General features: G+C 62.6%; 16 protein-coding genes. 6 read left to right on the top strand and 10 right to left on the bottom strand.

The window, feature by feature from the left end; genetic code table 11:
• Nucleotides 1-88 precede the first annotated feature (88 nt).
• Nucleotides 89-1,321 (top strand): MFS transporter, encoded by a 1,233-nt coding sequence (locus CIC12_RS18630; protein ID WP_168665755.1) that lies wholly within the window; start codon nucleotides 89-91, stop codon nucleotides 1,319-1,321.
• Between the two features lie 327 nt (nucleotides 1,322-1,648).
• On the top strand, nucleotides 1,649-3,931 hold the full coding sequence (locus tag CIC12_RS18625; RefSeq protein WP_168665753.1) for an NADP-dependent malic enzyme: 2,283 nt from the start codon (nucleotides 1,649-1,651) through the stop codon (nucleotides 3,929-3,931).
• A gap of 213 nt (nucleotides 3,932-4,144) precedes the next feature.
• Here CIC12_RS18625 and CIC12_RS18620 read toward each other — a convergent pair whose 3' ends face one another.
• A complete protein-coding gene (locus tag CIC12_RS18620) occupies nucleotides 4,145-7,744 on the bottom strand; it encodes an indolepyruvate ferredoxin oxidoreductase family protein (protein WP_168665751.1) in 3,600 nt (1,199 codons plus the stop codon).
• Nucleotides 7,745-8,114: 370 nt separating this feature from the next.
• On the opposite strand from CIC12_RS18620, the gene CIC12_RS18615 reads away from it, so the two are divergent.
• Nucleotides 8,115-8,315 (top strand): hypothetical protein, encoded by a 201-nt coding sequence (locus CIC12_RS18615; RefSeq protein WP_168665749.1) that lies wholly within the window; start codon nucleotides 8,115-8,117, stop codon nucleotides 8,313-8,315.
• Between the two features lie 133 nt (nucleotides 8,316-8,448).
• Here the strand turns inward: CIC12_RS18615 and hppD are convergent, their stop codons facing one another.
• Nucleotides 8,449-9,546: a 4-hydroxyphenylpyruvate dioxygenase gene (hppD, locus tag CIC12_RS18610; protein WP_168665747.1), complete on the bottom strand. Its 1,098-nt coding sequence runs from the start codon at nucleotides 9,544-9,546 to the stop codon at nucleotides 8,449-8,451.
• 224 nt (nucleotides 9,547-9,770) lie between these two features.
• On the opposite strand from hppD, the gene CIC12_RS18605 reads away from it, so the two are divergent.
• Nucleotides 9,771-10,268: an Lrp/AsnC family transcriptional regulator gene (locus tag CIC12_RS18605; protein WP_168665745.1), complete on the top strand. Its 498-nt coding sequence runs from the start codon at nucleotides 9,771-9,773 to the stop codon at nucleotides 10,266-10,268.
• A gap of 95 nt (nucleotides 10,269-10,363) precedes the next feature.
• Here CIC12_RS18605 and CIC12_RS18600 read toward each other — a convergent pair whose 3' ends face one another.
• From CIC12_RS18600 to paaA, 8 genes are all read right to left on the bottom strand, one after another.
• Nucleotides 10,364-11,032, bottom strand: a complete 669-nt coding sequence (locus tag CIC12_RS18600; RefSeq protein WP_168665743.1) for a GNAT family N-acetyltransferase — start codon at nucleotides 11,030-11,032, stop codon at nucleotides 10,364-10,366.
• Between the two features lie 241 nt (nucleotides 11,033-11,273).
• The gene (locus tag CIC12_RS18595; protein ID WP_168665822.1) at nucleotides 11,274-11,885 is read right to left on the bottom strand and encodes a TetR/AcrR family transcriptional regulator; all 612 of its coding nucleotides are present in this window, start codon (nucleotides 11,883-11,885) and stop codon (nucleotides 11,274-11,276) included.
• A 14-nt stretch (nucleotides 11,886-11,899) separates the two neighbouring features.
• Entirely contained in the window at nucleotides 11,900-12,712 is an 813-nt protein-coding gene (locus CIC12_RS18590; RefSeq protein ID WP_168665741.1) for a DUF1835 domain-containing protein, read from the bottom strand.
• Between the two features lie 145 nt (nucleotides 12,713-12,857).
• A complete protein-coding gene (gene paaE / locus CIC12_RS18585) occupies nucleotides 12,858-13,946 on the bottom strand; it encodes a 1,2-phenylacetyl-CoA epoxidase subunit PaaE (protein ID WP_168665739.1) in 1,089 nt (362 codons plus the stop codon).
• Nucleotide 13,947: 1 nt separating this feature from the next.
• On the bottom strand, nucleotides 13,948-14,499 hold the full coding sequence (gene paaD, locus CIC12_RS18580) for a 1,2-phenylacetyl-CoA epoxidase subunit PaaD (RefSeq protein WP_168665737.1): 552 nt from the start codon (nucleotides 14,497-14,499) through the stop codon (nucleotides 13,948-13,950).
• A 7-nt stretch (nucleotides 14,500-14,506) separates the two neighbouring features.
• Nucleotides 14,507-15,310 (bottom strand): 1,2-phenylacetyl-CoA epoxidase subunit PaaC, encoded by an 804-nt coding sequence (paaC, locus tag CIC12_RS18575; RefSeq protein WP_168665735.1) that lies wholly within the window; start codon nucleotides 15,308-15,310, stop codon nucleotides 14,507-14,509.
• Between the two features lie 8 nt (nucleotides 15,311-15,318).
• Nucleotides 15,319-15,603: a 1,2-phenylacetyl-CoA epoxidase subunit PaaB gene (gene paaB, locus CIC12_RS18570; protein ID WP_007179854.1), complete on the bottom strand. Its 285-nt coding sequence runs from the start codon at nucleotides 15,601-15,603 to the stop codon at nucleotides 15,319-15,321.
• Between the two features lie 38 nt (nucleotides 15,604-15,641).
• The gene (paaA, locus tag CIC12_RS18565; protein ID WP_168665733.1) at nucleotides 15,642-16,640 is read right to left on the bottom strand and encodes a 1,2-phenylacetyl-CoA epoxidase subunit PaaA; all 999 of its coding nucleotides are present in this window, start codon (nucleotides 16,638-16,640) and stop codon (nucleotides 15,642-15,644) included.
• A 213-nt stretch (nucleotides 16,641-16,853) separates the two neighbouring features.
• Between paaA and CIC12_RS18560 the strand changes: the two genes are divergently transcribed.
• Nucleotides 16,854-18,476: an NAD(P)/FAD-dependent oxidoreductase gene (locus tag CIC12_RS18560; RefSeq protein ID WP_168665731.1), complete on the top strand. Its 1,623-nt coding sequence runs from the start codon at nucleotides 16,854-16,856 to the stop codon at nucleotides 18,474-18,476.
• Between the two features lie 99 nt (nucleotides 18,477-18,575).
• Nucleotides 18,576-19,853, top strand: coding sequence for an SGNH/GDSL hydrolase family protein (locus CIC12_RS18555; RefSeq protein ID WP_168665729.1), 1,278 nt, complete (start codon nucleotides 18,576-18,578; stop codon nucleotides 19,851-19,853).
• Nucleotides 19,854-20,076 lie beyond the last annotated feature (223 nt).

The raw sequence follows: 20,076 nt of genomic DNA, 5'->3' as shown, positions 1-20,076 counted from the left end.
TTGGTCGCTTGTGAGCAGTCAGAGGCGCCTTTACACTCACGCGAATTTCTCGGGCGCCCCCGTGCCCTCGACCTACGGAATGCTTTCAATGACCGCCGCCTACTCCACCACCGACACCCGCGTCCCCGCGAAAAATGGCTATGCGGGCCGCGCGCTGCTCGCGTCGGCGCTTGGTTATGCGATGGACGGCTTCGATCTGCTGATCCTCGGTTTCATGCTGCCGGTAATCGCGGCCGACCTGCATCTGACCTCCACCCAGGCTGGCTCGCTCGTCACATGGACGCTAATCGGCGCGGTCGCGGGCGGTTTGATCTTCGGTGTGCTGAGCGATTATTTCGGCCGCGTGCGGATGCTGACCTGGACGATCCTGCTTTTCGCCGTCTTCACCGGCCTGTGCGCGCTGGCGCAGGGTTATACGGACCTGCTTGTATATCGGACCATCGCCGGCATTGGACTGGGCGGCGAATTCGGCATCGGCATGGCGCTGGTGGCCGAAGCGTGGCCCGCGTCGCAGCGGGCGCGCGCATCGTCATATGTCGGGCTCGGCTGGCAGGCTGGCGTGCTGGCGGCCGCTTTGCTGACCCCGCTGTTATTGCCGCTGATCGGCTGGCGCGGCATGTTCGCCCTCGGGCTGCTGCCCGCCGTCGTCTCGTTCTTCGTGCGGTGCCGCGTCGAGGAGCCGGCGCTCTTCAACGAGCGCGTGGCGCGCGGCATGCGCAAGCTGCCGTTCAAGCTGCTGGTCGCCGATGGTCGCACCACGCGCGCCAGCATCGGCGTGGCGATCCTGTGTTCGGTGCAGAACTTCGGCTACTACGGCCTCATGATCTGGCTTCCGAGCTATCTGTCGCAGACGTTCGGCTATTCGCTGACCAAATCCGGCATCTGGACCGCGGCCACCATACTCGGCATGGCGAGCGGCATCTGGCTGTTCGGCGTCGCCGCCGATCGCTTCGGCCGCAAGCCAACTTTTCTGTTCTACCAGGCGGGTGCCGTAGTGATGGTGTTCATCTACGCGCACCTGAGCACACCGATGGCGCTGTTGATCGGCGGCGCGGCGATGGGCGTGTTCGTCAATGGAATGATCGGTGGTTATGGCGCGCTGATTTCCGAGCTCTATCCGACCGATGCGCGCGCCACTGCCCAGAACGTGCTGTTCAACGTCGGCCGGGCGGTCGGCGGGTTTGGGCCGGTGGTGGTGGGCGCGTTGGCCGCACGTTATTCGTTCGGCGCGGCGCTCGCCTTGCTTGCGTCAATCTATCTGCTCGACATCTTCGCGACACTGTTTCTGATCCGCGAACGACGCGGCGCCGAGCTCGAATGAGCGTCGCGGCCTGGGATGGCCCGCGCGTCACTGGTGGACGACAAACGGCGCGAGACGTGCGGCGTCGCAGCATCGCCAGCCCTTGTTTCGCCGATGGCGAGTCGTGTTAACCACTCAGTGCATCGTCGCATGCGGGGTGTACACTAACCGACCCGCGAAGCACTCCGCATTGCCCTCGCCTTGCCCTGTTCGTCGTCGCGGTTCAACGCTACGCCTACCCGGCGCATGCGCAAAACCGCCTCGGTCGGCGCTTCATTCGACAGATGCAGGCGACGCCGGCCGTGCGGTGTGCCGGGCCCAATTTCTTACGTCTCGCAGGCCAAAAAAATGGACGAACAACTTAAGCAAAGCGCTCTCGCATACCACCAGAATCCGAAACCCGGCAAGATTTCGGTTACGCCCACCAAGCCGCTATCTAATCAGCTCGATCTGTCGCTCGCGTATTCGCCGGGTGTCGCCGCAGCCTGCATGGCGATCTACGACGAACCGCTCGACGCTCAGAAGTACACCTCGCGCGGCAACCTGGTTGGCGTGATCACCAATGGCACGGCCGTGCTCGGCCTCGGCAACATCGGCCCGCTCGCCGCGAAGCCGGTGATGGAAGGCAAGGGTTGTCTGTTCAAAAAGTTTGCCGGCATCGACGTGTTCGACATCGAACTGTCCGAGTCCGATCCGGACAAGCTGGTCGAAGCGATCGCAATGCTCGAGCCCACGCTCGGCGGCATCAACCTCGAAGACATCAAGGCGCCCGAGTGCTTCTACATCGAGAAGAAGCTGCGTGAGCGCATGAAGATTCCGGTCTTCCACGACGATCAGCACGGCACCGCGATCATCGCGTCGGCGGCGATCCTGAACGGCCTGAAAGTGGTCGGCAAGAAGCTCGACGAAGTGAAGCTGGTGTGTTCGGGCGCGGGCGCGGCGGCTATCGCCTGTCTGGATCTGCTGGTGAATCTCGGGCTGTCGAAGAAGAACATTCTCGTCACCGATTCCAAAGGTGTGATCTACGAAGGCCGCGGCAATCTCGATCCGTCGAAGGAGCGCTACGCGGCGAACACCGAAGCGCGCACGCTGGCCGACGCCATTCGCGGCGCCGACGTGTTCCTCGGCTGTTCGAGCGCCGGCGTGCTGAAGCCGGAAATGGTCGTTGACATGGGCACCCAGCCGCTGATTCTGGCGCTGGCGAATCCCGAGCCGGAAATCCGCCCGGAAGAAGCCAGGAAGGTTCGCCCGGACTGCATCATCGCGACGGGCCGTTCGGACTATCCGAACCAGGTCAACAACGTGCTGTGCTTCCCGTTCATCTTCCGTGGCGCGCTGGATGTCGGCGCAACCACGATCACCGAAGAAATGAAGCTCGCGTGCGTGCGCGCGATTGCCGAGCTGGCCGAAGAAACCGATCAGGGCGATGAAGTCGCGAAGGCGTACGAAGGCCACTCGCTGGAATTCGGCCCGGAATACCTGATTCCGAAGCCGTTCGATCCGCGCTTGATCATCAAGATCGCACCGGCTGTCGCGCAGGCCGCGATGGATTCGGGCGTCGCGACCCGTCCGATCAAGGACATGGACGCGTACCGCGAAGAACTCGGCACGACCGTGTATCGCACCGGCATGGTGATGCGTCCGGTGTTCGCGGCGGCGAAGTCGGAGCCGGCGCGCATCGTGTTCGCCGAAGGTGAAGACGAGCGCGTGCTGCGCGCCGCGCAATTCGTGCTGCTGGAAAAAATCGCCAAGCCGATTCTGGTCGGCCGTCCGTCGGTGATCGAGATGCGTCTGAAGAAAATGGGCTCGAAGCTCAAGTGCGGCGAAGACGTCGAGATCGTCGATCCGGAAGACGATCCGCGCTATCAGAAATGCTGGCAGGCGTATCACGAACTCGGCGCGCGCGAAGGTGTCACGCCGGACGTCGCGAAGGCCGCGATGCGCAAGTTCAATACGCTGATCGGCGCGATCCTCGTGCGTCTCGGCGAAGCCGACGGCATGATCTGCGGGATGATCGGCCAGTACCACACGCACCTGAAGTTCATCGAGCAGGTGCTGGGCAAGGCGGACAACGTGCAGAACTTCGCCGCGATGAATTTGCTGATGCTGCCGGGCCGCAACCTGTTCATCTGCGACACGTACGTGAACGAAACGCCGACCGCTGAACAGCTCGCCGACATGACGATGCTGGCTTCGCGCGAGATCGAGAAGTTCGGTATCACGCCGAAGGTCGCGTTGCTGTCGAATTCGAACTTCGGCAGCGCCCCGTCTTCGTCGTCGCAACGCATGGCCGCGGCGCGCAAGCTGATTGCGGAACGCGCGCCGACGCTGGAAATCGACGGCGAGATGCACGGCGATGCCGCGTTGTCGGAAGTGGTTCGCAAGGCCGCGTTCCCGGGCACGACGCTGACCGGCGAAGCGAATCTGCTGATCATGCCGAATGTCGAAGCGGCGAATATCGCGTACAACCTGCTGAAGATGGTCGGCGGTGAAGGCGTGACAGTCGGCCCCTTCCTGCTTGGCGCGGAAAAGCCGGTGCATGTGCTGACGCCCGCTGCGACGGTGCGCCGGATCATCAACATGACGGCGGTGGCTTCGGCAAACGCGCGCAAGCCGGTGAACGCGAAGTAACGCGCATGGCCTGAAGGTTGAGGCGGGGCGTGTTCCAACGCATGCGCTGCCGAGAACCGACGGGGAGAATGCCACGGAAGTAGTTCCATGGCGTTTTTTATCGTGGAAGGAATCGCAGGCAAAAAAAGGCGGTGGTCCGTGAGGGCCACCGCCTTTTCCATTTCCAACCCAGACCGATGAACCGGTCAAGTGATCAGGCTTGCGCTTTCACGCTCACGCAGCATGTTGCGTCTTGCCCGCCTCCGGCGAGCGCCAGCGCGTCAGCAACTCGTTCCATTTGATATGCACGCCCTTCAGGTTGTTTTCCTTCACGTGACCATAACCGCGGATGCCGTCCGGCAGATTCGCCAGTTCAAGCGCCAGCTCACGCTTCTGCGCGCTCAGCCCGCCGATCAGTTCGCGCACCAGCGCTTCATACTCGACGATCAGCGCGCGCTCCGTACGACGCTCCTCCGTCTTGCCAAACACGTCGAACGCCGTGCCGCGCAAAAACTTCAGTTTGGCGAGCACGTGCATCGCGCTGAAGACCCACGGGCCGTACTTCTTCTTCACGAGATGGCCCTGCGAGTCCTTTTTCGAAAACGTCGGCGGCGCGAGGTGGATGTGCAGCTTCCAGTCACCCTCGAAATTCGCCTTCAGTTTTTCGATAAATGCCGGGTCGCTGTACAGGCGTGCGACTTCGTACTCATCCTTGTACGCCATCAGCTTGTGCAGATTCCTGGCGACCGCCTCGGTCAGCGGCAACTGGCCGTCGACCGGTTCGAGCGCCGCTTCCGCCGTCCGCACGTCCGACACCAGCGCGCGATAGCGCTCGGCATACGCGCGGTTTTGCCACGCCGCGAGGTAGTCGACGCGCTTGTCGATCAGCGTGTCGAGCGCCTTGGGTGTATGCAGCGCGATGATCTTGCTGCTCGCCGTTTCCGCCGCCGCGCCGCGTCCCTGCGATTGCACGAGCTTGCGCACCGCGGCCAGATCTTGCGCGGCACGCCGGCCCCACTCGAAGGCCGCGCGGTTCTTCTCGATCTGCACGTTGTTCAACTCGATCGCGCGCATCAGCGACTGATGCGTGAGCGGCACCCAGCCCCGCTGCCACGCGTAGCCGAGCACGAACGGGTTCGTGTAGATCGCATCGCCGAGCAGTGCGAGCGCGAAGTGATTCGCATCGACCGTAGCGACGCCATCGTCGCCGGCGCCGGCCCGCACGTCGGCTTCCGTGCTGGTGCCAGGGAAGCGCCAGTTCGGATTCTTGATCAGCTCGGCAGTCGGCGTATGCGCGCTGTTCAACACCACGCGCGTGCGGCCCGCCTGCATCCGCGACACGCATTCGTCGCTGGCGGTGACGATCGCATCGCACCCGATCACGAGACTCGCTTCGCCCATCGCGATGCGGGTCGCGTGGATGTCGGCGGGGTTTGTCGCGATCTGCACGTGGCTCATCACGGCGCCGCCTTTCTGCGCGAGGCCGGTGACGTCGAGCACGGTGACGCCCTTGTTCTCCAGATGCGCGGCCATACCGAGCAGTGCGCCGATCGTCACGACGCCTGTGCCGCCGACGCCGGTAACCAGCACGCCATAAGGACGGTCGATCGACGGCAGTTCGGGCTCCGGCACCGGCGGCATCGCGTCGTCGCCGACGCCTGAAGCCGCCTTCGGCTTGCGCAACTGACCGCCTTCAACGGAGACGAAGCTTGGGCAGAAGCCATTTACGCACGAGAAGTCCTTGTTGCACGTCGACTGGTTGATCTGGCGTTTGGTGCCGTACTCGGTATCGAGCGGTTCGACGGACAAACAGTTCGACTTCACCGAGCAATCGCCGCAGCCTTCGCACACGGCCTCGTTGATCACGACGCGCCGCGCCGGGTCCGGATAGGTGCCGCGTTTCCTGCGGCGGCGCTTCTCGGTGGCGCACGTCTGGTCGTAGATCAGGATCGTGGTGCCGGGAATTTCGCGCAGCTGACGCTGCACTTCGTCGAGTTTGTCGCGATGGTGGATGTCGATGCCCGGCGCGAGGCCGACATTCGCCGAATACTTTTCCGGCTCGTCGGTGACTATCACGATTTTCGTCGCCCCTTCAGCGGCGAGCTGATGCGTGATCTGCGGCACGGTGAGCACACCGTCCACAGGTTGGCCGCCGGTCATGGCAACCGCGTCGTTATAAAGCAGCTTGTAGGTGATGTTCGCCTTCGACGCGATCGCCGCGCGAATCGCCAGCAGGCCGGAGTGGAAGTAGGTGCCGTCGCCGAGATTGGCGAACACGTGCTTGTCGTTGCTGAACGGCGCCTGGCCGATCCACGCGACGCCTTCGCCGCCCATCTGGCTGAACGTGCTGGTGCTGCGATCCATCCACACCGTCATGTAATGGCAACCGATGCCGGCCATTGCACGCGAGCCTTCTGGCACATTGGTCGACGTGTTGTGCGGGCAGCCCGAGCAGAACCACGGCTTGCGTTCGGCTTCCACACGCGGGCGCGCGAGCGCCTTTTCTTTCGCTTCGATGACGGCGATGCGCGCGGCAATGCGCGCGCGTACGTCCGACGGCAGATCGAACTTGTCGAGCCGCGTGGCGATCGCCTTGGCGATGATCGCCGGCGACAATTCGTAATGCGCCGGCAACAGCCAGTTGCCCATCGGCACCGACCATTCGCCGCCCGCGCCATCCTTTTCGTCGAACTTGCCGAACACGCGCGGGCGCTGGGCGTCGGGCCAGTTGTAAAGCTCTTCTTTAATCGCGTATTCGAGAATCTGGCGCTTCTCTTCGACCACGAGGATTTCGTCGAGACCGCGCGCGAATGCCTGCGCGCCTTGCGCTTCGAGCGGCCAGACGCAGCCGACCTTGTAGAGCCGGATGCCGATGCGCGAACAGGTTTCGTCATCGAGGCCGAGGTCGGTCAGTGCCTGACGCACATCGAGATAGGCCTTGCCGCCGGTCATGATGCCAAAGCGCGCATGCGGCGAATCGATTTCGACACGGTCCAGCTTGTTCGCGCGCACATAGGCAAGCGCGGCGTACCACTTGTAGTCGAGCAGACGCGCTTCCTGCACCAGCGGCGGATCGGGCCAGCGAATATTCAGGCCGCCGTCCGGCATCGCGAAGTCTTCCGGCAGGATGATCTTCGTGCGGTGCGGGTCGATATCCACCGAAGCGGACGATTCGACCACGTCGGTCACGCACTTCATCGCCACCCATAGGCCGGAGTAGCGGCTCATCGCCCAGCCATGCAGACCGAAGTCGAGATATTCCTGGACGTTCGACGGAAACAGCACCGGCAGCCCGCATGCCTTGAAGATGTGCTCGGACTGATGCGCGAGCGTCGAGGATTTGGCCGCGTGGTCGTCGCCGGCGAGGACGAGGACGCCGCCGTGGCGCGCAGAGCCGGCCGAATTGCCGTGCTTGAAGACATCGCCGGTGCGATCGACGCCCGGCCCCTTGCCGTACCACATCGAGAACACGCCGTCGTATTTGGCGCTCGGGTACAGGTTGACCTGTTGCGAACCCCAGACGGCGGTGGCCGCGAGGTCTTCGTTGACGCCCGGCTGGAACACGACCTGATGCGCGGCGAGATGCTGCTTCGCCTTCCACAAAGATTGGTCGAGTCCGCCGAGTGGCGATCCACGGTACCCGGAGATGAAGCCGGCGGTATTGAGTCCGGCGGCCTTGTCGCGTTCCTGTTGCAGCATTGGCAGACGCACCAGCGCCTGGATGCCGCTCATGTACGCGCGGCCGCGTTCGAGGGTGTATTTGTCGTCGAGCGTGACGGAAGACAACGCGGCTTCGAGCGAGGCTCGCTGACCTGCGTCTAGCGGGGCATTCATTATGTGTACTCCTCCACTCAGTTTGGGATCACCAAAACTTTTTTGGGCCGTGGCATCTTGTGAATGCGAAGGGCCGGGGCCGTCATATTGACGTGTTTCAGGGGATGGTAGCACTGGTGGAAACCCGCCGCAGCATGCCAAAAAGCCATCCCAGAAAGGGCTTCGCAGATGCGTGCGAGACGATGCCACGCAGCTTGGGGTTCGCTTGGCGTCAGTTGACGCACCGGCCCTGTAACAAGCTGTAAAAGCTACCAATTCACGGAACCGCAGTTCAATTTCCTGTCTAACTCCCACCTGTGAGCAATGTCTACGTAACGCTCCGCATTCGGTGGAGCTTCAGGACAGCAGGGCAGTTAGAAAAGGAGTACGCATGAACACCAGAAACATCCAGACCTTCCTGATGGTCTCAGCAGCCTTCTTCGCCGTGAGCGCGCCGGTGCGCTCGAACCCGGGCAGCGCGGGGGCGCTCTCGAACGCGATGAGCCGAACGGCGCAGGTTGCGCCCGCGAGCATTGCCATGGACCGCATTTCGCGTTCCTCGAAAACGGACGAGGGAAACCAGAATTCGTGATGTGCCGCTGAAGCGGCGTGTCGGTTGATAACCGGCCGTTGTCCTCTCGAATGTCACTCGAGGCAACGGCGCAAATGAAAAGGGCGAGGATCGCAAGATCCTCGCCCTTTTCATTTCTGCTTGCGTGTCGGCATTAGACCTTGTCCTGCACCACGCCGCGGCGAATCTGATCCAGTTCGATCGATTCGAACAATGCCTTGAAATTGCCCTCGCCGAAGCCCTGGTTGCCCTTGCGCTGAATGATCTCGAAGAAGATCGGGCCGATCTGGTTTTCGGTGAAGATCTGCAGCAAGAGATCTTCCGGCGCGCCGTCGATCAGGATCTTGCGCTTCTTCAGTTCGTCGAGCGGCTCGCCATGATTCGGCACGCGCCGATCGACGAGTTCGTAGTAAGTGTCGATCGTATCGAGCAACGAAATGTTCGCCGCGCGCAGGCCGTCCACCGTGCGGTAAATGTCGTTGGTGCCGAGCGCAATGTGCTGAATGCCTTCGCCGTGATACGCGTCCAGATACTCCTGAATCTGGCCTGCCGTTTCCGAGCCTTCTTCATTGATCGGAATCCGGATCTTGCCGCACGGTGAAGTCATCGCCTTTGACTTCACGCCCGTCACCTTGCCTTCAATGTCGAAGTAACGCACTTCGCGGAAGTTGAACAGGCGCTCGTAAAACTCCGCCCATTCCTGCATGCGGCCGCGATGCACGTTGTGTGTCAGATGGTCGATGTAGGTCAGGCCGTGCCCAACCGGGTTCGGATTCGCGCCAGCAATGGGTTCGAAGTCGACGTCGTAAATGTCGATGTTGCCGATGCTATCTGGCTGCGCGCCGTTCTTGCCGCGCCAGCGGTCGACGAAATAGATCAGCGAGTCGCCGATGCCTTTGATCGCCGGAATGTTCAGTTCCATCGGACCGGTCTTGTTGTCGAAGCCCCAGGCGCCTTTTTCCAGGGCCTGCTTGTAGGCTTTGGCCGAGTCCTGCACGCGAAACGCGATCGCACAGATCGACGGGCCATGCAGGCGCGCGAAGCGCTGCGCGAACGAATCCGGCTCCCCGTTGACGATGAAATTGATCTCGCCCTGGCGATACAACGTCACGTCTTTATGACGATGCCGTGCGACGGCGGTGAAGCCCATCTGTTCGAAGAGTTTGCCTAGCGCTTTGGGGTCCGGTGCGGTGTATTCGATGAACTCGAAGCCGTCAGTGCCGACCGGATTGTCCCAGGTTGAAACCTGCATTGTCTGTCTCCTGTCGACCGGAGCCGGCGCTTGTGCGCCTGACTCGGGTCCCATGCAAGATGGTTGATGTGCGCCGGCGGATTGCGCGAGCGAGGATGGGTGATTGAGTGCGACCGGATAAAGCAAGTGTAAAGTCCGCCGCGAGACGAAAACTTGCGAATTTAATTGCGTGTCGATACGCTTGAGCTATTTTCTATCCTGTTTTGCGAGAGAGGCGGCAGAAAATGGCCAAAGTTGAGATCGATGCCATCGACAGGCGCATTCTCGCAATCCTCCAGGAGAATGGGCGGTTGTCGAATCAGGAGATTGCCGAGCGCGTCAATCTCTCGGCGAGCCCGTGTCTGCGGCGTATTCGTCGGCTGGAAGAGAGCGGCGTCATTCGCGGCTATGTCGCCTTGCTCGATGCACAGCATCTTGGTCTAGGCTTGCTCGCCTACGTGAATGTGCGGCTGGAAAAGCGCGGCGGTTCGGCGCCCAGTCCGCGTGGCGACGCGACGCATGCCGATCTGTTTCGTGCGGCGGTCCAGGCGTGGCCAGAGGTGGTCGCGTGTCACGCCATGACGGGCGATATGGATTATCTGCTGCGGGTCCAGGTGGAGGACATGGCGCACTTTTCGCGCTTTGTGCAGGATCAGCTGCTGCACCATCCGTCGGTGATCGACGTGAAAACCAGCTTCGCGCTCGAAAAGTTTAAAGAGACGACGGCATTGCCGATCTTATGAACATGACGGTGTAGCGAGCCAGTCAACAACAAAAAGGGCAGCCGCATGGCTGCCCTCTTATCATTTCTCCGAAGCCGAGGCGCGGCCTAGGCTTTTCAGGCCGCGGCGGCCGTCGGCAGGAACGACTCGAACAACCTGGATGCATGACGCGCCTGGCGCTTGAGCGCGTAGTCGAATACGGCAGCCTGCTCCTGCAGCATCTCCGCGATGATGCTCGACTGATCCGCCGGCGACAGCGTCAGATAAGCGTCTGCTTCGCCGTACGCGTACTCGATCTTCATGCCGGCCTTCTTCGCGATGTGCATCATCGTGGTGTTTCGCGAGAGGCAGTGGATGTACAGCACCGTGACGTGCGTGTTGCGGCTGCGGATGGCGGCGCGCTCGAAAAGCTTCGAACCGATGCCTTGGCCGCGCACGCTTTCCAGCACCGATACGCCAAATTCGGCCGTGCGCTTGTCGCCTTCGGCGGGCAGATAGGCGAGGTGCCCGACGCCCGTGAGTTCCAGTTTGCTGTTGAACACGCCAAAAACGGTGTCGCGCGTGAAGTCGATTGCGCGGACGTAGTTTTCGATGACGTGGTCCGGCACGATCTGGCCGAAGCGCAGGAGACGGTCGTCTTCGTCGAGCGCGAGGAAATGGACCAGCAGCCGTTCGCGATCGACTGCCGTGAGTTCACGGACCAGAGCAGGTGCGCGGCCAGCTGGCCGCGACGCGCGATCGTGCGGGACGATCGGCTCTGCGGCGCGGGGGGGCATCATGTTCATGGTCGGGTTCTCCTTTTAATTGAGCGGCTTGGTGCGCCGCAAAATCCATTTTAGCGGAAACCGGAGTTGCTCACCAGGGAAAACCCGTATCAAAATCTGAAGAGAATGCCTAAAAAACTTGCGCCCTATTTTTAATTGATTGATTTGTAAGAAAAAATAAATTGAACGAGCGTTCGTCGCGTCTATGCCACATGCCTAGGGCGCCGCGCAAGGGGATGCTTTGTCCCGTTGCTGCTCTGCGTCATTTCGTTGGGGGCGTGCTTAAACCGTGATCCACCATGCCGACCACCTGTTCCGCGAATTCACGGTAGCCCATGCGGCCGTCGGGCTTCAGCCAGGTGAACGTCCAGTTGATCATGCCGAACACCATCATGGTGAGGGCGGTCTGATTCTCGCGCGTGGCGCGCTCCGGGTAGGCGCGCGCCAACTGCCGCGCAAAGGCTGCGACCACGTCGCGCTGGCGGTTCAGAATCACCTCGCGCTGGGTGTCGACCAGATATTTCACGTCGTTCAAGAGCGCGACGTGCCGGCTATGCGAGGTTTCATACTCGGACAGAAAGGCCCGGATCAGCTCGGCGAAGGTTTCCCGCTCGGTCAGGCCGCGCCGCTGGCTGGCGCCTTCCACCTCGGCGATGATCAGCATCAGCCGTTTCGTGTAGCGATCGAGCAGGTCGAACAGGATCGCTTCCTTGCTCGCGTAGTAGTGGTACAGCCGTGCTTTCGAGGTCCCGCTCGCGGCGGCCAGATCTGCCATCGACGTGCTGGGATAGCTGGTTTGGGCGAATTTCGCCGCCGCCAGTTCGAGAATCTGTTCGCGTTGGGTTTCGTGGTCGGGGGCGCGGGTGCGGGCCATAGTCTTCGGTTTTATTAGTTTGGGCAGGGAGCGCGCGCCGTGCACAACTCCAGTGTGCGCCACGCGCCGGTGTCGCCGCGCAGCTTGATGCGCCTCGTCGAGGCCATTTCGCGCAGGCGCCACAGCACGACGCTGTCGCTCACCAGAAACCAGAGCTCGGCGCTCATCAGTTCGGCGGCGACGCGGGCGGCAGGTTGCCAGTCGTCGGTGATGCGCTCGAGAATCAGCGCGTCCAGATCGGCAAAGCTGCCGCTCGTGAACGTGTTGTCGCGCCAGCGGCGTGTTTCACCGTTCGCGTGCTTGACCTCCTGCCATTCGAGCGCGAGCCGGCTGATGCGCAGCACGGAAATCGGCGCGGCGTCAGCCAGACGCGCTTGCAGCACGGCAGGCGCAAACATGCCGACCGAGGTCGCCCGATCCCGGCGGCTGTGCGCCCACGCGCCCGGATCGGTCAGGTCGCGAATCGACAGACGCACCTCGTTCAGGCGCTGCGGGTTGTTGCGCAGGTGATAGCACACACGGCGCAGCATCAGTTGATCCGCCGCGCTTTCGCCATGCCAGACCACCAGATTCGCTTCGCTGCGCGCGATGTTGTCCAGCGCCGCCGCCTGTTCGCGGAATTCCCGCAGGAAATCCCGCCGGGTGTCCACGCTGACGCGATCCCAGAAGTTCGCGCGCACGTCCGGTACGTCGTCGATGCCGCGCAGTGGGCCGACCGCCAGGTCGTCCCGTAGCGACTGCACGCGATCGTCGCGGCCTGCGTCACGGAGCGCTGTGCGCAGGGATTCGGCGGCGACGTCGCCATTGGTGAGGTGAATCGTGCTCATGAGCAGTGGCTTGCTGTGGCAATAACAAAAGGGGCCGCTCGTCGACCAGGACAGGTGTCCGATCGCGAGCGGCCCCTAGTGTAAAGGATCGCGAAGCCGCGGAAAGCGCCGCGGGCGTCGCGCGGGCCTCCGTGCGGCGTGCGGCTCAGCGTTCGTCGTAGCTCACCACCACGCGGTCGCTGATTGGATGGCATTGACACGTCAGCACGAAACCCTCGCGAATTTCGTGCTCTTCGAGCGTGTAGTTCTTTTCCATTTTCACTTCGCCTTCCAGCACCTTCGCGCGGCAGGTGCAGCAAACGCCGCCCTTGCAGGCATAAGGTAGCGCGAGTCCGGCGCGCAGCCCAACATCCAGCACGCTCACACCCTGATAGGGCAGGCGCAGCTTGCGTCGCTTGCCATCGAGCACGATTTCGAGGTCGGCGGCCGGCGTGTCTTCGGTGATCTCGACCGGCGGCACGCCCGCTTGCGGTAGCGGGGAGCCGAAGCGTTCCACGTGCACTTTCTCTTGAGGCACGCCGGCGGCTTTCAACGCGGCCTCGGCGGCATCCATCATCGGGCCCGGGCCGCAAATGAAGGCTTCGTCGATCGCATCAGCCGGCAGCAGATTCTCAATAAAGGCCGCGCACTTCTGCTGGTCGAGCACCCCGTTGAACAGCTCCACGTCCTGCAGATCGTCGGACAGCACGTGATACAGCACGAAGCGGTTCATAAAGCGGTTCTTCAGGTCTTCGAGCTCTTCCGCGAACATGATCTGATCGACGCTGCGGTTGCCATACACGAGCGTAAAGGTGCTGCGCGGCTCGACTTCGAGCGTCGTCTTGATGATTGCCAGCACCGGTGTAATGCCCGAGCCGCCCGAAAACGCGAGGTACTGCTGCCCCTGATCGGCGTTCAGATGGGTGAAGAAGCGCCCATCCGGCGTCATTACGTCGATCGTGTGGCCCGGCTGCAGCGTGTCGAACGCGAAATTCGAGAAGCGCCCGCCGCGCACGCGCTTGATGCCGATGCGCAGTTCGCCGTCGCGATCGTAATCGGTGACGCCGACACAGATCGAATACGAGCGTCGCGTTTCCTCTCCGTCGATATGCGTTTTCAGCGTGACGAACTGGCCCTGCGTGAAGCGATAAAGGTCGCGCAGCTCGACCGGGACTTCGAAGGCGACCGAGACCGCGTCGGCGGTTTCGGGCCGCACTTCGCGGATACGCAGCGGATGAAATTGCGGGGTGGCCATATCAGTATGGTTTGAAGTAGTCGAAGGGTTCACGGCAGTCAAGGCAGCGGTACAGGGCTTTGCAAGCGGTCGAGCCGAACTGCGCGAGACGCTCGGTATGCGCCGAGCCGCAGCGGGGGCAGGACGGTGCGGGCAGTGCGCGAGGTACGAAACGCACCACTTTTTCCTGTGGCGCCGAGGCCGAACCGCAGTTGCCCGTGGGCGGCGCGATGCCGTAGGCGCGCAGCTTTTCGCGGGCGTCGGCAGTCATCCAGTCGGTGGTCCAGGCCGGTGCGAGCACGGTGGCGATGCGATACGGCTGGAGTTGCGCGACGTCGAGCGCATGGGCGACGTCTTCGGCAATCTGCGACATCGCGGGGCAACCGGAATAGGTCGGCGTGATCACGACTTCGAGCGTGCCGTCGACGTCGCGGCGCACATCGCGCAGAATGCCGAGTTCGCGAATCGACACCACCGGAATCTCCGGGTCCGGTACCGTTTCAAGGACGTCCCAGGCGCGTTGGAGCGCGGCGTCGGCCGTAGCGATGGCAGTCGAGGCAGTCGAAGTCGTCATCGTCGGATTACCAGGTGGCGCCAGGATGCTGGCGCGCGAGGCTTTGCATTTCGGCGAGTACGAAACCCATGTGCTCGGAATGTTCGCCGTGCTTGCCGGTCGTGACGTGCTTGACCGCTTCGGGCAGCGTCAGCGTGGCCGCGGCAAGCGTGGCGCGCACGTCGTCGAGCCATGCGGCTTCGAGCTTCGCGGTCAGCGGGCCGATGCCGGCTGCGGCGATCGTCTCTTCCACCGCGTCCGCGCTGAAGAACTCGCGCGTGTACGGCAGCAGGTAGTCCAGCGCGGCTTGCGCGCGGCGGTGCGATTCCTCGGTGCCGTCGCCGAAACGGATCAGCCACTCGCTTGCGTGATGCACGTGGTAGCTGGTTTCCTTGATCGATTTCGACGCGATCGCCGCAAGCTGTTCGTCGGTGGAAGTCGTCAGCGCGGTCCAGAGATGCGCCATCAACGTCGAATACAGGAAGTTGCGCGCGATCGTGACCGCGTAGTCCTTCTCGGCTTGTGCGGTGCCGCACAGCGGGCCGTAGTGCGGCAGCTCGGCCAGCGTGTAGTTGGCGAATTCGCGCTCGGCGCGGAAGTACGCGTAGTCGTCCTCCGTGCGGGTCTTGCCGGTGAGCCGTTGCTCGAGCGAGGCGGCATGCGTGTACAGCAGACGCGCCTGGCCGATCAGGTCGAGACTCATGTTCGACAGTGCGATGTCCTCTTCAAGGATCGGACCGTGGCCGCACCACTCGGTATTACGCTGACCGAGGATCAGCGCGGTATCCGCGAGGCGCAGCACGTATTGGAGATGTTGGGGCGTGATGTCCATGGCCGCGCTTACATGTGGTTGACTTCATCGGGGAGTGTGTAGAACGTCGGGTGGCGGTAGATCTTGTCGCCCGCCGGTTCGAACAGTTCCGCCTTGTCTTCCGGCGCGGACGCCGTGATTGCCGACGACGGCACCACCCAGATGCTCACACCTTCCTGGCGGCGCGTGTAGACGTCGCGCGCCATGCGCAGCGCCATCGGCGCGTCGGCGGCGTGCAGACTGCCGCAGTGTTTATGATCGAGTCCCTGCTTGCTGCGCACGAAGACTTCCCAGATCGGCCATTCCTTGTTCATTGCTCTATCTCCTGTTTCTTCCTGACGCGCCGCGTCTATCAAGCGGCGTGTTGTTGGGCGCGCTGGCGCTGCTTTTCGGCGTGGGCCAAGGCGGCTTCACGGACCCAGGCACCTTCGTGGTGGGCTTTGACTCGGGTGGCGAGGCGCTCGCGGTTGCACGGGCCGTCGCCGTTCACGACGCGCCAGAATTCTTTCCAGTCGATGTCGCCGTAGTCGTGATGGCCGCGCGCTTCGTTCCATTTCAGGTCGGGGTCAGGCAGCGTGACGCCAAGCACCTTGGCCTGATCGACCGTGGCGTCGACGAATTTCTGGCGCAGGTCGTCGTTGGAAATACGCTTGATGCCCCATTTCGACGACTGATTGCTATGGATCGAGTCTTTGTCGCTCGGGCCGAACATCATCAGCACCGGCCACCACCAGCGATTCACCGCCTGTTGGACGAGTTCGCGTTGCGCGTCGGTGCCGGACATCATCGACATCAACGCGTCGAAACCCTGGCGCTGATGGAACGACTCTTCCTTGCAGATGCGGATCATCGCGCGGGCATACGGGCCATACGTGCAGCGGCACAGCGGGATCTGGTTCATGATCGCCGCACCGTCGACCAGCCAGCCGATCACGCCCACGTCGGCCCACGTGGGCGTCGGGTAATTGAAGATGCTCGAATATTTGGCCTTGCCCGAATGCAGCGCGGCGACCAGTTGATCGCGCGACACGCCGAGCGTTTCGGCCGCGCTATAGAGGTAAAGGCCGTGACCGGCTTCATCCTGCACCTTGGCGAGCAGGATCGCTTTGCGCTTCAGGCTCGGGGCACGCGTGATCCAGTTGCCCTCCGGCAGCATGCCGACGATTTCCGAATGTGCGTGTTGGGAAATTTGCCGTACCAGCGTCTTGCGGTACGCGTCGGGCATCCAGTCCTGAGCCTCGATTTTGCCGTCGGCGGCCATGACCGCATCGAACCGCGTCTGTTCGGGCGAACTCGCGCCCGTGTCGAGTGGCGCGACATTGCCGGGAATATCCAAGGATTGCGTGTACATGGGAACGCTCTCTGCGGAAGTTGTCTGAGTTCGCTCAGTATAAACCAACCGACCGGTCGGTTAATAGATTTTTTGGCGCATGTCATCCACCTTGATAGATGTTCCGGCCGTTTTGTCACGGCGTCTCTTCAGCGCCGCTGGTCCGTGCCAGCACTTAACCTATAAAATTGCGAATTGGCCGCAATTGGGGGCCCTTCCGCATCCCCGGTACTCATGTTACGTCTAAGCGAAATCAAACTCCCGCTCGATCATCCCGAGAGCGCCCTCGAAGCAGCCGTCCGTGCGCGCCTCGCAGAACTCGGCGTGGCTGAAGAGGGGCTCATCCGTTATACCGTTTTTCGGCGCGCGCACGACGCGCGCAAACGCGCCGACATCAAGCTTACTTACATCGTCGATGTCGAGGTAACGGATGAAGCGGCCGCGCTCAAGCGGCTTGCCGACGTGCCGCACTGCGGCGCGACGCCGGACATGACCTACCGGTTCGTCGCGAAGGCGCCGGCGCAATTGACCACGTTGCGCCCGGTCGTCATCGGCATGGGGCCATGCGGCCTCTTTGCCGGATTGATCCTCGCACAGATGGGTTTCCGACCGATCATCCTCGAGCGCGGCAAGGCCGTGCGCGAGCGCACCAAAGACACCTTTGGGCTGTGGCGCAAGTCGGTGCTCAATCCCGAGTCGAATGTGCAGTTCGGCGAAGGCGGCGCGGGCACGTTCTCGGACGGCAAGCTGTACAGCCAGATCAAGGACCCGAAGCACTACGGTCGCAAGGTGCTCGATGAATTCGTCCGTGCCGGCGCGCCGGAAGACATTCTGTATCTGAGCCGGCCCCATATCGGCACGTTCCGTCTTGTCAGCATGGTCGAAAAGATGCGCGCGACCATCCACGAGTTGGGCGGCGAGGTGCGCTTTGAAACCCGCGTCGACGATATCGACATCGACGATGGCAAGGTGCGCGGCCTGGCGCTGTCGACCGGCGAGACCTTGCGCTGCGATCACGTCGTGCTGGCGGTCGGCCACAGCGCGCGCGATACCTTCGAGATGCTGCACGAGCGCCGCGTCTATATCGAAGCCAAGCCGTTTTCGCTCGGTTTCCGGATCGAACATCCGCAGGGTTTGATCGATCGCAGCCGTTTCGGCAAATTTGCCGGCCATAAACAGCTGGGCGCCGCCGACTATAAAGTCGTGCATCACTGCAGCAACGGCCGCGCGGTGTACAGCTTCTGCATGTGCCCAGGCGGAACCGTGGTGGCGGCGACGTCCGAGCCCGGGCGCGTGGTCACCAATGGGATGAGCCAGTATTCGCGGGCGGAGCGCAACGCCAATGCGGGAATCGTGGTCGGCATCACGCCGGACGATTACCCGGGCGGACCGCTCGCCGGCATCGCTTTTCAGCGCAAATGGGAAGAGCGCGCGTTCGAGCTCGGTGGCGGCAACTATATGGCCCCGGGCCAGCTGGTCGGCGATTTCATTGCCGGGCGGCCTTCTACGTCGCTCGGTTCGGTGGTTCCGTCGTACAAACCCGGCGTGCATCCGACCGATTTGAGTACCGCGCTGCCGGATTATGTGATTGAGGCAATTCGGGAAGCGCTGCCGCAGATGGACAAGAAAATCGCGGGCTTCGCTATGCACGACGCGGTGCTGACGGGCGTCGAGACGAGAACGTCGTCGCCGATTCGGGTGCGTCGCCGGGACGACTATCAGAGCATGAATGTCGAGGGTTTGTATCCGGCGGGCGAGGGAGCGGGATATGCCGGGGGTATTTACTCTGCGGCGATCGACGGGATCGAAGTTGCTGAAGCGCTTGCGTTGAAAATGACCGGCGGGCAGCCGGCTTGAGTTGGATGGGGCGCGTGCATTCGCGGCCGTCCGCAGCCGCCCCGCGGTTGCCGTTGCGATCGGGCACAATGCGCGTTTGGCCTCGAACCGACCCCCCGAATGACCCTTCGCACCCTGGCCGCCGCGTGCGGCGCGGCGCTGCTTGCGCAGTTTGCCGCTTTCTCGAACGTTTTTGCCGCCGACGCCCCGCTGGCGGGACATTGGGTCGCCGCATGGGCGACGGCGCTGCAACCTCTTCCGCAGCGAGCGGACTTGCCGCCGTTGTATCGCGCACCGGAAGTCGCCGGACGCACTGTCCGCCAGATTGTTTACCCGACGCTGTCGGGAAAGTTTGCGCGAATTCATCTGAGTAACGAGTACGGCAAGACGCCGCTTGTCGTCGAGGAACTGCGCATAGCGCGTTCGGCTGGCGGCGCGGCTGTTGTGGAAAATGGCGCGGCGCGCGTGACGTTTGGTGGCAGGACTGCTGTCAGCATTCCGGCAGGCGGAGAGCTGGACAGCGACCCCGTCGCGGTGGATATCGCCGAAGGCGTGCCGTATGCAATCAGTGCAGTCATGGGGCCGGAACAGCGGGTTGCGGCATGGCACCGTGTATCGAGTCAGGTGAATTACGTGTCAGTGCCGGGCAATCATGCGGCGGACGCTTCTGCGGACGCATTCCGCGGTCGGTTTACGCACTACATCTGGGTGAGCGGGTTGTCGGTAGAGGCAGGGGCTTCGTCGGCGGCGGTCGCCGCGATTGGCGACTCGATCACCGACGGTATGCGCTCCAGTCTGAATCAGAATCGACGCTGGCCGGACGCGCTAGCCCGTCGGTTGGACGGTGCAGGCGATCGTTCGATCGCGGTCGTCAATCTCGGGATCAGTGGGAATCGGCTGCTGAGCGACTCGCCTTGTTATGGCGACGCGCTGGCGAGTCGTTTCGACCGCGATGTGCTCAGGCGTCCGGGCGTCAGGACGGCGATCCTGCTGATCGGCATCAATGACATCAATTTCGCGGCGATGCCGCCTCGCAGTGGGCTCGACTGCGACTCTCCGCATACCGCGGTGACGGCTGCGGACCTGATTGCCGGATACCAGCGGGTGATCACTGTCGCGCGGCGCGCCGGTGTGAAGGTGTTCGGCGCGACGCTGACCCCGGCATCGCTGCCAGCGGAGCGGGAGAGCATCCGGCTAAGCGTCAACCAATGGATTCGAACCAGCCATGCGTTTGAAGGCGTCGTGGATTTCGACGCCGCGTTGCGGGACCGGGCGCAGCCGGATCGGCTGCAGCGGGCTTTCGACAGTGGCGACCACATCCATCCCAGCGATGCCGGTTATGCCGCAATGGCTGCAGCGGTTCCCATGGATGCCGTTTTGAACTCGAGCCGTAGGTAAGTCGACGGGAATTCCGTCACATGCTTGTCACAGGTCGGATATTCGCCTATTATTCGCCTCCCTTCGTTTCCGAACGAGGGCCGCCGCAGAAACCAGCGGTCGTGACGCCAGCAGGTTTTAAGCGAAAGCGAAAAAATGTTGTTGACGAAACGAAAAAGAACCTCCATAATCTCGTTTCTCTGCTGCAGATGCAGCGACGCAGAACGACGCGGTGCCGGGTGGT

The organism is Paraburkholderia sp. SG-MS1 (assembly GCF_012275575.1).
GTDB lineage: Bacteria > Pseudomonadota > Gammaproteobacteria > Burkholderiales > Burkholderiaceae > Paraburkholderia.
This window is presented reverse-complemented; position numbering and strand designations above follow the sequence as displayed.